The 13,203-nt window shown below is 67.0% G+C and carries 12 protein-coding genes; 4 read left to right on the forward strand and 8 right to left on the reverse strand.

All coding sequences use genetic code 11. The annotated features are described in order from the left end of the window. Positions 1-19 precede the first annotated feature (19 nt). Positions 20-2,020 (forward strand): PhoX family protein, encoded by a 2,001-nt coding sequence (locus tag ACODTJ_RS03085; protein WP_454655765.1) that lies wholly within the window; start codon positions 20-22, stop codon positions 2,018-2,020. A gap of 221 nt (positions 2,021-2,241) precedes the next feature. On the opposite strand, the gene fba is transcribed toward ACODTJ_RS03085, so the two are convergent. The 6 genes from fba to tkt all read right to left on the reverse strand — a co-directional run bounded on the left by fba (position 2,242) and on the right by tkt (position 8,928). Further along, complete coding sequence (gene fba / locus ACODTJ_RS03090) at positions 2,242-3,324, reverse strand: class II fructose-bisphosphate aldolase (protein WP_454655766.1); 1,083 nt, start codon at positions 3,322-3,324, stop codon at positions 2,242-2,244. 143 nt (positions 3,325-3,467) lie between these two features. Further along, on the reverse strand, positions 3,468-4,661 hold the full coding sequence (locus ACODTJ_RS03095; RefSeq protein ID WP_454655767.1) for a phosphoglycerate kinase: 1,194 nt from the start codon (positions 4,659-4,661) through the stop codon (positions 3,468-3,470). Positions 4,662-4,670: 9 nt separating this feature from the next. Beyond that, on the reverse strand, positions 4,671-5,246 hold the full coding sequence (locus tag ACODTJ_RS03100; protein WP_488847529.1) for a putative glycolipid-binding domain-containing protein: 576 nt from the start codon (positions 5,244-5,246) through the stop codon (positions 4,671-4,673). Beyond that, positions 5,243-5,692: a hypothetical protein gene (locus tag ACODTJ_RS03105; RefSeq protein ID WP_454655769.1), complete on the reverse strand. Its 450-nt coding sequence runs from the start codon at positions 5,690-5,692 to the stop codon at positions 5,243-5,245. The genes ACODTJ_RS03100 and ACODTJ_RS03105 overlap by 4 nt, the downstream gene beginning before the upstream one ends. A 101-nt stretch (positions 5,693-5,793) precedes the next feature. After that, entirely contained in the window at positions 5,794-6,804 is a 1,011-nt protein-coding gene (gene gap / locus ACODTJ_RS03110) for a type I glyceraldehyde-3-phosphate dehydrogenase (RefSeq protein WP_454655770.1), read from the reverse strand. 126 nt (positions 6,805-6,930) lie between these two features. After that, a complete protein-coding gene (gene tkt, locus ACODTJ_RS03115) occupies positions 6,931-8,928 on the reverse strand; it encodes a transketolase (protein WP_454655771.1) in 1,998 nt (665 codons plus the stop codon). Between the two features lie 345 nt (positions 8,929-9,273). On the opposite strand from tkt, the gene ACODTJ_RS03120 reads away from it, so the two are divergent. Both ACODTJ_RS03120 and ACODTJ_RS03125 read left to right on the forward strand, forming a co-directional pair. Next, positions 9,274-9,585: a DUF4164 family protein gene (locus ACODTJ_RS03120; protein WP_454655772.1), complete on the forward strand. Its 312-nt coding sequence runs from the start codon at positions 9,274-9,276 to the stop codon at positions 9,583-9,585. Positions 9,586-9,603: 18 nt separating this feature from the next. After that, entirely contained in the window at positions 9,604-9,972 is a 369-nt protein-coding gene (locus ACODTJ_RS03125; RefSeq protein WP_454655773.1) for a cell division protein ZapA, read from the forward strand. Positions 9,973-10,042: 70 nt separating this feature from the next. Here the strand turns inward: ACODTJ_RS03125 and pal are convergent, their stop codons facing one another. Further along, on the reverse strand, positions 10,043-10,567 hold the full coding sequence (gene pal, locus ACODTJ_RS03130) for a peptidoglycan-associated lipoprotein Pal (RefSeq protein WP_488847530.1): 525 nt from the start codon (positions 10,565-10,567) through the stop codon (positions 10,043-10,045). A gap of 326 nt (positions 10,568-10,893) precedes the next feature. Here pal and ACODTJ_RS03135 point away from each other — a divergent pair, with 326 nt between their 5' ends. Further along, positions 10,894-11,694: an aldolase gene (locus tag ACODTJ_RS03135; RefSeq protein ID WP_454655775.1), complete on the forward strand. Its 801-nt coding sequence runs from the start codon at positions 10,894-10,896 to the stop codon at positions 11,692-11,694. Positions 11,695-11,864: 170 nt separating this feature from the next. On the opposite strand, the gene tolB is transcribed toward ACODTJ_RS03135, so the two are convergent. Next, entirely contained in the window at positions 11,865-13,202 is a 1,338-nt protein-coding gene (tolB, locus tag ACODTJ_RS03140; protein ID WP_454655776.1) for a Tol-Pal system beta propeller repeat protein TolB, read from the reverse strand. Position 13,203: the final 1 nt, after the last annotated feature.

A 13,203-nucleotide genomic window follows, 5' to 3' on the forward strand; every position in this document is an offset into this window, starting at 1 on the left:
GAAGCGACCGAGGCCGATCATGCGCGACGACGATCACGAATCCACTTTCGGCGCCAGCATGCTGGAGCATGAGGATGCCGAGCCGCGGAACCCGACCGACAATCCGACGATGGGCGAGCTGATCTCGCAGCGCTTCTCGCGGCGCGGGTTGCTCAAGGGCGCACTCGCCGTCTCGGCGATCTCGGCGACGGTCGGCACGTTGGCGCTGGAAACCGCCGCCGAAGCGCAGGTGCAAGGCGCCAAGTCGGCCTTCTCCTTCAAGGAGGTCGAGGTCGGCGTCGATGCCGATCACCATGTCGCTGATGGCTACGAGGCGCAGGTGCTGCTGCGCTGGGGCGATCCGCTGACGGCCGATGCGCCGGCCTTCGATCCGGCAAAGCAGAGCGCCGAGGCCCAGAGCAAGCAGTTCGGCTACAATAACGACTTCGTCGGCTATGTGCCGATGATGGGCGCGGCCGATCCGTCCGCGCATGGGCTGCTCTTCGTCAATCACGAATACACCAACCCGCACCTGATGTTCCCGGGCGTCGTCGAGATGAAGGACGGCAAGCCCGTCCTGAAGAACGCGACGCCGGAGCGCTTCGCGATCGAGGCGATGGCGCATGGCGCGACGGTGGCCGAGATCCGCAAAACCGGCAGCGAATGGGCGCTGGTCAAGGATTCCAAGTACAACCGCCGCATCACCGCCGCGACCGAGATGCAGCTCTCCGGGCCGGTCGCCGGCACCGAGCGCGTCCAGACCAAGGCCGATGCCACGGGCCGCAAGGTGCTGGGTACGCTCAACAACTGCTCGGGCGCGCTGACGCCCTGGGGCACCTTCGTCTCGGGCGAGGAGAACTTCCACGGCTATTTCTCCGGCAAGCTGCCGGAAGGGCATCGCGAGGCGGCGAACTACAAGCGCCTGGCCGTGCCGTCCTCGCCCTATGCCTGGGGCCGCTTCGAGGAGCGCTTCGACCTTGCCAAGGAGCCGAACGAGGCCAACCGCTTCGGCTGGGTGATCGAGGTCGATCCGTTCGATCCGAACTCGGTGCCGAAGAAGCGCACCGCGCTCGGCCGCTTCAAGCATGAGGGCGCCGACATGATCGTGGCCAAGGACGGGCGCGTGGTCGCCTATCTCGGCGACGATGAGCGCTTCGACTATGTCTACAAGTTCGTGACGGCCGGCCGGTTCGACCCGAACAATCGCGCGGCCAATCTCGACCTGCTCGATGCCGGCACGCTGTACGTCGCCAAGTTCGCGGCCGACGGCACGCATGAATGGCTGCCGCTGGTCTTCGGTCAGGGCCCGCTCACTGCTGCCAACGGCTTCCAGAGCCAGGCGGATGTGCTGATCGAGGCGCGCCGCGCCGGCGACCTGCTCGGCGCGACCAAGATGGATCGCCCCGAGGACATCACGCCGAACCCGGTGACGGGCCGCGTCTATGTGATGCTGACCAACAATACGAGCCGCAAGGACGAGCAAGTCGACGCCGCCAATCCGCGTGCCAAGAACGCCTTCGGCCACATCATTGAGATCGCCGAGGCTGATGGCGACCACACGGCGACCAGGGGACGCTGGGAGATCCTGCTGACATGCGGCGATCCCTCCGTCGCGGCGGTCGGCGCGAGCTTCTCGACCGACACGACGAAGAACGGCTGGTTCGGCATGCCCGACAATGCGGTGGTCGATTCCGCCGGGCGGCTCTGGGTGGCGACCGACGGCAACGGCATCGACGTGACCGGGCGCACCGACGGGCTCTGGGCCGTCGATACCGAGGGCGGGGCGCGCCGGACGTCGAAGCTGTTCTACCGCGTGCCGCATGGTGCGGAGCTTTGCGGACCTTGCTTCACGCCGGACGACACCACCGCCTTCGTCGCCGTGCAGCATCCCGGCGATGACGGCCCGGACTGGCCGGAATTCGGCCGCCGCTCCTATTACGAGGACCTCTCGACCCGCTGGCCTGACTTCAAGCCGGATATGCCCGTGCGGCCCTCTGTGGTGGCGATCACCAAGAAGGGCGGTGGCAAGATCGGCGTTTGAGGATTGTTCAGCGTTATGCTCGGGCTGGGCCCGAGCATCTCTTGAACGGGAAAGGCCCGGCATCGCTGCCGGGCCATTTTTAGTCTGTCGGGAGCCGAGCCGCTCATGCCGTCATGCTCGCCCCTGTGGCGAGCATCCACGTCTTGGTTATGGGGCTCGATGGGCGAAGACGTGGATGGTCGGGACAAGCCCGACCATGACGGTTGGCAGGTGGTGCCCGCTCACGCCGCCTTCTTCGAGCCGAAGGTCGGGTCGAGCTCGCCCTTGGCGTAGCGCTTGGCCATGTCGGCCAGCGTGATGACGCGCTTGATCTTCGAGGCCTGGCCGGCGGTGTTGAACTCCTCAAGGCGCTGCTTGCAGAGCTTGGTCATCGCTTCCATGGCGGGCTTCAGATATTTGCGCGGATCGAACTCGCCGGGGTTCTCCGACAGGATCTTGCGGATCTGGCCGGTCATCGCCATGCGGTTGTCGGTGTCGATGTTGATCTTGCGCACGCCGTGCTTGATGCCGCGCTGGATCTCCTCGACCGGCACGCCCCAGGTCTGGGGCATCTTGCCGCCATACTGGTTGATGACGTCCTGCAGGTCCTGCGGAACGCTGGACGAGCCGTGCATGACGAGATGGGTGTTCGGCAGCAGCTTGTGGATCGCCTCGATGACATGCATCGCCAGGATCGCGCCGTCGGGCTTGCGGGTAAATTTGTAGGCGCCGTGCGAGGTGCCCATGGCGATGGCGAGCGCATCGACCTTGGTCTCGGCGACGAACTTCACGGCTTCGTCGGGATTGGTCAGGAGCTGGTCGTGGCTGAGCTTGCCCTCGAAGCCGTGGCCGTCCTCCTTCTCGCCCTCGCCGGATTCCAGCGAGCCGAGCACGCCGAGCTCGCCCTCGACCGAAATGCCACCGAGATGGGCCATTTCGGTGACGGTCTTGGTCACGCCGACATTGTAGTCCCAGTCGCCCGGGGTCTTGCCGTCGGCCTTGAGCGAGCCGTCCATCATGACGGAGGTGAAGCCGGCCTGGATCGCGGTCATGCAGGTCGCCGGCTCGTTGCCGTGGTCGAGATGTACGCAGACCGGGATATGCGGGTAAATCTCGGTGACCGCGTCCATCATGTGCTTGAGCATGATGTCGTTGGCGTAGCTGCGGGCGCCGCGCGAAGCCTGGATGATCACCGGCGCGTCGGTCGCATCGGCCGCCGCCATGATCGCCAGCGCCTGCTCCATGTTGTTGATGTTGAAGGCGGGCACGCCATAGTCATTCTCGGCGGCATGATCGAGCAACTGGCGAAGCGTGATACGGGCCACGATGGCACTCCCCTTTGGTTTATCGGTCTGAGGGTGGATTTAGTCCGTCGGCGCCGGTCGCGCAAAGCGAAACCGGCGAAAACCTTAAAATGCGAGCGGCCGCTCCGTTGTCGAAGCGGCCGACGGTATCGTCCTGTCGAGGATCAGGCCTTCCTGAGCGCCTCGACGCCCGGCAGGGGCTTGCCTTCCATCCATTCGAGGAAGGCGCCGCCCGCCGTCGAGACATAGGACAGGTCGTCGGCGACGCCGGCATGGTTCATGGCCGAGACGGTGTCGCCACCGCCCGCGACCGCGACGAGCTCACCAGCCTTGACGCGCTTGGCCGCGGCCTTGGCGACGGCGACGGTCGCGGTGTCGAAGGGCGGCAGCTCGAAGGCGCCAAAGGGGCCGTTCCAGACGAGCGTCTTCACCTTCTCCAGCCGCAGCACGACCTCCGCGATCGAGAGCGGGCCGGCATCCAGGATCATCTCGTCGGCCTCGACACCGCCGACCGGCACGACCCGATAGCTCGGATGGGCCTTGAATTCGCGCGCAACCAGCGCGTCGACCGGCAGCAGGATCTCGCAGCCGGCGGCCTTGGCCTTCTCCTCGATCTCGCGGGCGGTGCCGACGAGGTCATGCTCGCAGAGCGACTTGCCGACATCGACGCCGCGCGCCGCGAGGAAGGTGTTGGCCATGCCGCCGCCGATGGCGAGCACGTCGACCTTCCTGACGAGATTGCCAAGCAGGTCGAGCTTGGTCGAGACCTTGGCGCCGCCGACGATCGCCATCACCGGGCGGGCCGGGTTGTCGAGGCCGGCGGAAAGGGCTTCGAGCTCCGCCTGCATGGTGCGCCCGGCATAGGCCGGCAGCACATGGGCGAGGCCCTCGGTCGAGGCATGGGCGCGGTGGGCGGCCGAGAAGGCGTCGTTGACATAAAGATCGCCATTGGCAGCGAGCGCCCTGACGAAATCCGGGTCGTTCTTCTCGTCGCCGGCGTGGAAGCGGGTGTTCTCCAGCAGCAGGACGTCGCCGTTCTTGGCTGCGGTCAGCGCTTTGGCGACGTCATCGCCGATGCAGTCGTCGACAAAGGTGACGGGGCGGCCGAGCGCCTGCGTCAGCGCCGGCACGACCTGGCGCAGGCTGTTCTTGTCGTCGCGGCCCTTGGGGCGCCCGAAATGGGCGAGCAGCACGACCTTGCCGCCCTTGTCGGCGATCTCGCGGATCGTCGGCAGGATGCGGTCGATGCGGGTGGTGTCGCTGACCTTGCCATCCTCCATGGGAACGTTGAGGTCGACGCGGACAAGCGCGCGCTTGCCGGCGAGGTCGGCGTCATCGAGGGTGCGGAAGGCAGTCATCGGGCTCTCTTATCGGATGCGTTCGAACAGGCTGGGATAATCGACGACGAGGCCGTCCTCGTCGACAGGCAATTCGGCCTCGAAGCTGCCATCGGCCGCCTGATAGCGGAACAGGCGTGGAGCGAGGCAGGTATAGGTCTGCCGGTCGAGGCGCGGCGCGAAATCGTCGAAGGGGATGTAGAGCATCGCGAAGCTGCGGCTCTGGCCGATCTCCCAGCGCTCCCGCCGGATCGGCAGGGTGTTGGTGAAGGGCGAGCCCTGCAGGTCGATGTCGATGCAGTCGTCGAAGGCGGAGAGGTGTTCGCCAAAGACATCGCACCAGATGCCGTCGCGCCTTTCCAGGAAGACGCGCCGGCCGTCGGTGGCGGCGATGGTGACGGCGGTCACGGCAAAGTCGGTGCCGCAGTCGATGGCGTAGGACACGCCGTAGGGCTCGCCATCGCCGCGGTCGCCGATGACCACGGCCTCGGCACGAAGGCCGTCAGGCGTGCTGCGCAGCGTGAGATGCTCCAGTCCGACGCCCTCGACCGGCCGCCAGCGCAGGCTGCGCGGCACGGTCAAGAGAGCGACGTCCCGAAAGCTCATCGCGCCAGCAGGCCTCCGAACAGGCCGGGCACGCCGAATTTCAGCACGAGGATGGTGAGGATCACGGTCAGCACAGCCGTGACGATCGCGGTCATGAACAGCGTGCCGGCGCGCGGCGTCGCATCGACGCGGTTGCGGAGCGCGGTGATCTCGCCGCGGATCGAGGCGAAGTCCATTGTGCCGGCGGCGGCATCGACCTTATGGGCGCTGCGCTCCAGCGAGGCTTCCGCGCGGGTCAGCACGGCCTCGTAGCGGGCGAATTTCTCCTCGATGCGCGCCGCCTTCTCCTCGATGCGGGAGAGCTGGTCGAGCTTGCGCGGCTCGGTGACGGGCGCTGCTGTCTCGGCGGGCGTCGTCGCCACGAGGGTCGGGCCGGATGCGGGGGGCGCCATGACGGGCGGCTCGGTATTCGCCGGGGTCACGACAGTCGGCTCGATCTTGGCCATAGGCGCTCCGTAGCTGGGACGTATCGGGCGAAGCCGCGCCTTGGCAGCGCGGCCTCGCATTCAGGTGTCATGCCCTCAGAGAAGGGCAGAAAGGTGATGGATCAGAGCAGGGCGCCCATGGCGACGGCGGTGTCGCTCATGCGGTTCGAGAAGCCCCACTCGTTGTCGTACCAGGACAGCACGCGCACGAACTTGTCGTCCATGACCTTGGTCTGGTCGAGGGCGAAGGTCGAGGACGCCTGATCGTGGTTGAAGTCGATCGAGACGTTGGGCTGGTCGGTGACGGCGAGGATGCCCTTGAGCGGGCCGCGCTTCGACGCCTTGATGATGGCCTCGTTGACCTTCTCGACCGTGGTCTTGCGCTTCGAGATGAACTTGAAGTCGACGACCGAGACGTTCGGGGTGGGAACGCGGATCGAGGTGCCGTCGAGACGGCCCTTCAGGTCGGGGATGACGAGGCCGATCGCCTTGGCGGCGCCGGTCGAGGTCGGGATCATCGACATCGCCGCGGCGCGGCCGCGGTAGAGATCCTTGTGCATCGTATCCAGCGTCGGCTGGTCGCCGGTATAGGCATGGATCGTGGTCATGAAGCCCTTGTCGATGCCGACGGCGTCATGGAGCACGCGCACGACCGGCGCGAGGCAGTTCGTGGTGCAGGAGGCGTTCGAGACGACGACGTGGTCCTTGGTCAGCTCGTGATGGTTGACGCCAAAGACGACCGTGAAGTCGGCGCCGTCGCAGGGAGCCGAGACCAGCACGCGCTTGGCACCGGCCGCGAGATGGGCGGCGGCCTTGTCGCGGGTGGTGAAGATGCCGGTGCACTCGAAGGCGATATCGACGCCGAGCGCCTTGTGCGGCAGGTCCTTGGGATCGCGGATCGCGGTGACCTTGATCGGGCCGCGGCCGACATCGATCGTGTCGCCGGAGACGGTCACCGTGCCGGGGAAGCGGCCATGGACGGAGTCGAAGCGGAAGAGATGGGCGTTGGTCTCGACCGGGCCGAGATCGTTGATCGCCACGACCTCGATGTCCTTGCGCTTCGACTCGATGATCGCGCGCAGAACGTTGCGCCCGATGCGGCCGAAGCCATTGATCGCCACCTTGACCGTCATGTCTTCCTCTCCTTCGCCGAGCGAACCGGCGATGCCGTCGCTATCCACGCGGGCAATTCGGCCAAAGCATGGCCGAACGCAAGATGTCTTTCGGGAAAATCAGCCCTGCCTGCGGCAAAGAGGCGCTCAGGCGTTGTGCTTTTTGATCGCGGCGTCGGCGATGGCCTCTGCCGTGATGCCGAAATGCTTGTAGACCTCCTTGTAGGGGCCGCTGGCGCCGAAGGAGTTCATGCCGATGAACGTGCCGTCATGGCCGATCACGGCATCCCAGCCGAAGCGCACGCCGGCCTCGATCGCGATCTTGACCGGAGCCGAGCCGATGACCTGAGCCTGCGTCGCCTGGTCCTGCTCAAGGAAGAGTTCGAGCGAGGGCACGGAGACGACCCGCGCTCTCACGCCCTTCTCGGCGAGCAGCTTGCGCGCGGCGACCGCGAGCTCGACCTCGGAGCCCGAGGCGAAGAGCGAGACCTGGGCCTTGCCGCCCTCGGCAGCCAGCAGCTCGTAAGCACCGGTGGCCGAGCGGTTCTTCGCGGTGGCATCGGTGCGCAGCTGCGGCAGGTTCTGGCGCGAGAGTGCGAGGACCGTCGGGCCGTCGGTGCGCTCCAGCGCCGCCTGCCAGGCTTCGGCCGTCTCGATCGTGTCGGCCGGGCGGAAGACGCGCATGTTCGGCATGGCGCGCAAGCTGGCGACCTGCTCGACCGGCTGGTGGGTCGGGCCGTCCTCGCCGAGGCCGATCGAGTCATGGGTCATGACGTAGACGACCGGCAGACTCATCAGCGCGGCGAGGCGCATCGAGGGGCGGGCATAGTCGGCGAAGACCAGGAAGGTGCCGCCGCCGGTGCGGAAGCCGCCATGCAGCGTGATGCCGTTCATCGCGGCGGCCATGCCGTGCTCGCGGATGCCGTAGCGGACATAGCGGCCCTTGGGGGTCTTCGGGGTGAAGTCCTCGGCGGCCTTGGTGCGGGTGTTGTTGGATGGGGTCAGGTCGGCCGAGCCCATCACCAGCTCCGGCATGATCGGGGTGATGGCTTCGAGAGCCATTTCCGAGGCCTTGCGGGTGGCGACGGCCTGCGGCGCGGCGATCAGCGCCTTCTTGTGGGCGAGGATCGCCTTGTCGAGCTTGGCCGGAACGGCATGGGCGAGGCGGCGGTCGAACTCGCCGCGCTTGCGCTCGGAGAGGGTGGCGAAGCGCTCGCTCCAGTCCTTGTGGGCGGCGGCGCCTGCGGCACCGAAGCCGCGCCAGGCCTTGAGCGTGTCGGCCGCGACCTCGAAGGCGCCGCCGGTGATGCCGAGCTTCTGCTTGGCGGCGGCAAGCTCCTCGGCGCCGAGCGGCTCGCCATGGGCCTTGGAGGTGCCGGCCTTCTTCGGCGCGCCGAAGCCGATCACGGTCTTGCAGGCGATCATGGTCGGCTTGTTCGACTTCCGGGCGCGGTTGATCGCGGCCTCGATCGCCTCGGGGTCATGGCCGTCGACGCGCTCGGAGCGCCAGCCGCAGGCCTTGAAGCGCGCGACCTGGTCGACATTGTCGGTGATCGAGAGCGGGCCGTCGATCGAGATGCCGTTATCGTCCCAGAGCACGATCAGCTTGTTGAGCTTCTGGTGGCCGGCGAGCGCGATCGCCTCCTGGCTGATGCCCTCCATCAGGTCGCCGTCGGAGGCCAGCACATAGGTGTGGTGATCGACGACCTTCTTGCCGAATTCGGCGGCGAGCATGCGCTCGGCCATCGCCATGCCGACGGCGGTGGCCAGACCCTGGCCGAGCGGGCCGGTGGTGGTCTCGACGCCGGCGGTCATGAAGTTCTCGGGATGGCCGGGGGTCTTCGATTCGAGCTGGCGGAAGGCCTTGAGATCGTCGAGCTGCATGCCCGGCGCGCCAGTGAGATAGAGCAGGGCGTAGAGCAGCATCGAGCCGTGGCCGGCAGAGAGCACGAAGCGGTCGCGGTCCGGCCAGCGCGGATCGGCGGCGTCATACTTCATCACGCGGGTAAACAGCACGGCGGCGATGTCGGCGGCGCCCATCGGCAGGCCGGGATGGCCGGACTTGGCCTTCTCGACGCCGTCCATCGCCAGGCCGCGGATGGCGTTGGCGAGCTTGTCGTGCTGGGCGCGGTCGATGGTGGTCATGATGATCTCACAGGGCTCCGTCAGGCGGGCGGGAGGACCGGGCCGGCCTGCGCGACAGCGGGCCGGCGAGGGGGGAGGCAGTGTTGCCGCCGCTTGCGGCAGGCTTGGAAAGGACGGGGTGGATTAGGCCCGGCCCTCCCTACGAGTCAATTCGCCAAACCCTGCTTTCGGGGTCGCAGGCAACGCTTTTGGTCGGTTTTCCGCAGGTGACGCCTCAGCCCCGCCCGACAAGCCGTTGCAAGGACGTGTTTACAAGCCGCGAGAGCGATTCCTGTTTTCCGGTGCTTTGCTGTAAATTGTGGCACGAATCGTGTGAGCCGGCTTCGATCTGAAAGGAGAGCGACGGTGGCGAGCCTGATGCTGGACAATGCTTTGGCCCGTCTCGATACGGCGCTGGGGCAGCTGGAGGCGGCGGCGCGGCGGCGGGTCGAGGCTGAGCGTGGACGTGGCAACCTCGAAACCGAACTCGCCCTGATGCAGGACGACCGGGCACGGCTGGCGGCCGAGCTCGACGGCGCGATGTCGCGCCTCGGTCAGGTCGAGACGGCCGCGGCCGATGTCGATCAAAGGCTGGAGCGGGCGATGAACGTCGTCGGCGCGGTGATCGCCCGTGTCGAGGCGCAGCAGCCGCCGGAGCCCGAGGCAAGCCAAAGCTAGACAAGGACTGGAGCTCGAATGCCGCAAGTCAACGTCATGATTTCCGGGAAGGCCTATCGCATGGCCTGCGGGGAGGGCGAGGAGGGCCATCTCGAAGGGCTCGCCCGGTTCTATGACGAGAAGATCGGCGAGATGCGGCAGGCCTTCGGCGAGATCGGCGACATGCGCCTGCATGTCATGGCAGCGCTGATGGTGGCCGACGAGGTCCATGAACTGAAGCAGCGGCTGGCGAAGCTGGAAACCGATCTCGCGGCGACGCAGGGCAATGCCGGCGCTGCCGACGAGCGCCTCAGCGAGGTCGAGGACCGCGCGGCGGAAGCGCTGGTCGCGGCGGCCGAGCGGATCGAGGGCGTGGCACGCAGTCTGATCCCGACCGCGGTGGGATGATCGCAGTCCAGGCATGAAAAAGGCCCCGGATGGAGACATCCGGGGCCTTTTCTTCGTCTATGTGTTCAGATCAGACGCCGGGCGCGCCGCCGGCGCCGTCCAGCACCGTGACGGAGCGGCGGTTCTGCGACCAGCAGGAGATGTCGTTGCAGACCGCGACCGGGCGCTCCTTGCCGTAGGAGATGGTGCGCATGCGGTTGGCTGCGATGCCGCGCGAGGCGAGGTAGTCGCGCACGGTCTGACCACGGCGGGCGCCGAGCGAGTAGTTGTACTCGCGGGTGCCGCGCTCGTCGGCATGGCCTTCGACGGTGAAGGTGTAGCGCGGGTAGCGCTGCAGCCAGCTGGCCTGCTTGTCGAGGGTCGCGGTCGCGGTCGAGGTCAGGTCGGTCGAATCGGTCTCGAAGAAGACGCGGTCGCCGACATTGACGACGAAGTCCTGCGCGCTGCCCGGCGTCGCGGCGCCGCCGGCGCCGAAGCCCGAGCCGTCGGCATTCTGGTCCTTGGCGCAGGCGCCGAGGGCGAGGGTGGCGGCGATGGCGGCGATGGCGGCGGCGAAGCGTACGGCTCGGCCGCCGGAAACGAGTGTGGTCAACATGGCTGGACTCCGGGCAATCGAATTATGTGGCGGGGCACTTCGAGGAAGGCTTCGCAGTGCCTCATCAATGAAGTGTCAACCTAAACGAGACCTTGCCAAATCAGGGCGAAGTGGCGGCATTGCGGCTTATGGTTAACCAATTATGGCGAAAGGCGATTCCGGGAGGGGCTGTGGTGCGGCGGACACATCTGCGCTTACCCGTGAAAGAAGCTTGCAGATCGCCCGGGCAATTGCAGCGCCTGTTTCGCCGGAAGGGCTTTATCGTTCCCCGAGCATCGGCTCGATACTTGCTTCGTTTCCGTCTTTCCCTTCGACCGGAGATCGCGATGGCTCATCCCCTCAAGTCCGGCGCCGCGAGCGTGACGCCCCTTCGTGGTCCCAACCAGCCTGATCTCGATTCCGATATCGTCTGGGAGGCGCGCCGTGATCTTGCCGCGACCTTTCGCATGGCGGCGCGCTATGGCTTCGAGGAGGGGATCTGCAATCACTTCTCGGCGCTGGTGCCGGGTCATGACGACCTCTTCATCGTCAATCCCTATGGCTGGGCCTTCCGCGAGCTGACGGCGTCGAAGCTGCTGATCTGCGATTTCCACGGCAATGTCGTCTCGGGAGAGGGCCAGCCGGAGGCGACCGCCTTCTACATCCACGCCCGGATTCACAAGAACATCCCGCGCGCCAAGGTCGCGTTCCATACGCATATGCCCTACGCGACGGCGCTCTCGATGACCGAGGGCGATCCGCTGATCTTCGCGGGGCAGACAGCGCTCAAGTTCTACGGCCGCACCGCGGTCGACCGCGACTATAACGGGCTGGCTCTGGACGAGCGCGAGGGCGACCGTATCGCGGCTGCGGTCGGTGATGCCGATATCGTCTTCATGAAGCATCACGGCGTCATGGTGCTCGGGCCGAACATCGCCGAGGCCTGGGACGATCTCTACTATCTGGAACGGGCCTGCGAGGTGCAGGCGCTGGCGCTCTCGACGGGGCGGCAGGTCAAGCCGGTGAAGCCCGAGATCGCCGAGGCGGCCTATCGCCAGATGCGCGAGGGCGATCCGGAATCGGCCCGCCTGCATCTTGCCTCGATCCGCCGCCAGCTTGACGTTGAGGAGCCGGTCTACCGCGATTGAGCTGGTGGGACTGCAACAGAAAAGCCGCCTGGAGTTGCCGGCGGCCTTTTTACGTCATCCCGGACGGAGCGAAGCGGAGATCCGGGATCCATCATAGGGCTCGGCGCTCTGCGATGGATCCCGGGGCAAGCCCGGGATGACGGCGTGGTTCCGAGGAAAACCGGCTCGCCTCAGCGCTGACCGCTGAGCAGGGGCGACCAGGTCGGATCCGAGGCGAAGGCCGGGGTCGGCACAGGCACTTCGACGCGGCCGGTGATGTCCACCATGTACAGCTTGCCGCCGGACTGGCCGCCGGGGTCGCGGAAGAACATGATGTACTGGCCGTTCGGCGCCCAGTTCGGGGCTTCGTTATGGAAGCCCTCGGTCAGGATTCGCTCGCCCGAGCCGTCCGGCCGCATCACGCCGATGGCGAAGCCGCCGCCGCCCTGGCGGGTGAAGGCGATGAGGTCGCCGCGCGGCGACCACGAAGGCTGCGAATAGCGGCCCTGGCCGAAGGAGATGCGCTGGCCCTCGCCGCCGCCGGCCGGCATCACATAAAGCTGCTGCTGGCCGCCACGGTCGCTCTCGAAGACGATGCGCGAGCCGTCGGGCGCGTAGGAAGGCGAGGTGTCGATCGCCGCCGTCGAGGTCAGGCGCGTGGTCGAGCGCGAGCCGATATCGATGGCGTAGAGATTGGCGTTGCCGCCCTGCTGGAGCGAGAGCACGACGCGCTGGCCGTTGGGCGCGAAGCGCGGGCTCGAGCTCATGTCGGGGAAGTTGCCGACGATCTGGCGCTGGCCGGTCTCGATGTTCAGGACCTGCACGCGCGGCTGCTCGCCCAGCCGCTGCGTCATGAAGGTCACGTCCTGCGAGACCGGCGAGTAGCGCGGCGTCACCACCGAGGTGTCGCCAGTGGTGAGGTAGCGCACATTGGCGCCGTCCTGATCCATGATGGCGAGGCGCTTGCGGCGCGTCTCCTTCGGGCCGGATTCATCGACGAAGACGACGCGGGTGTCGAAGAAGCCGCCGAGACCGGTGACCTTCGAGAAGATCGCGTCCGAGATGATATGGCCGACGCGGCGGGCATTGCTCGGATCGGTGAAGTACTGCTGGCCGTCGGTCTGGGTGCCGGTCGCGACGTCCCAGAGCCGGAACTCGGCGCGGATGCGGCCGGCCTCGCGCGCGACGCGGCCGGTGACGAGGGCCTGCACGCCCGCCGCCTTCCAGGCATCAAAACGCGGGGCGGCATCGAAGGGCGGGTTCGCCTCCGGGAAGCGGCCCTTGTCGACCGGGGTGAAGTAGCCGCAGCGCTTCAGGTTGTTGGTGATGACGCCGGAGACGAGCACGCCGCCTTCGCCGCCGAAATCGGCGACGGCGATCGGCATCGGCTGGAACGCCCCACCCGTCAGGTTGATGACGAGCTCGGCTTTGGCGGCCGTGGGCAGCAGCAGCGCCGCGCCGGCAGTGGCGAGGAGGCGGCGGCGCGTCGGCGCTGTCGCGAGGAAGGGGAGGGGGCTTCTGTCGATCATC

It is taken from the genome of Allobosea sp. FG18, assembly GCF_057809495.1.

Coding starts and splice junctions, on each gene's coding strand:
- ACODTJ_RS03085 (WP_454655765.1), top strand. CDS start 20: ATGCGCGACGACGATCACGAATCCACTTTCGGCGCCAGCATGCTGGAG.
- ACODTJ_RS03095 (WP_454655767.1), bottom strand. CDS start 4,661: ATGACTGCCTTCCGCACCCTCGATGACGCCGACCTCGCCGGCAAGCGC.
- ACODTJ_RS03100 (WP_488847529.1), bottom strand. CDS start 5,246: ATGAGCTTTCGGGACGTCGCTCTCTTGACCGTGCCGCGCAGCCTGCGC.
- ACODTJ_RS03105 (WP_454655769.1), bottom strand. CDS start 5,692: ATGGCCAAGATCGAGCCGACTGTCGTGACCCCGGCGAATACCGAGCCG.
- gap (WP_454655770.1), bottom strand. CDS start 6,804: ATGACGGTCAAGGTGGCGATCAATGGCTTCGGCCGCATCGGGCGCAAC.
- tkt (WP_454655771.1), bottom strand. CDS start 8,928: ATGACCACCATCGACCGCGCCCAGCACGACAAGCTCGCCAACGCCATC.
- ACODTJ_RS03125 (WP_454655773.1), top strand. CDS start 9,604: ATGCCGCAAGTCAACGTCATGATTTCCGGGAAGGCCTATCGCATGGCC.
- pal (WP_488847530.1), bottom strand. CDS start 10,567: ATGTTGACCACACTCGTTTCCGGCGGCCGAGCCGTACGCTTCGCCGCC.
- ACODTJ_RS03135 (WP_454655775.1), top strand. CDS start 10,894: ATGGCTCATCCCCTCAAGTCCGGCGCCGCGAGCGTGACGCCCCTTCGT.
- tolB (WP_454655776.1), bottom strand. CDS start 13,202: ATGATCGACAGAAGCCCCCTCCCCTTCCTCGCGACAGCGCCGACGCGC.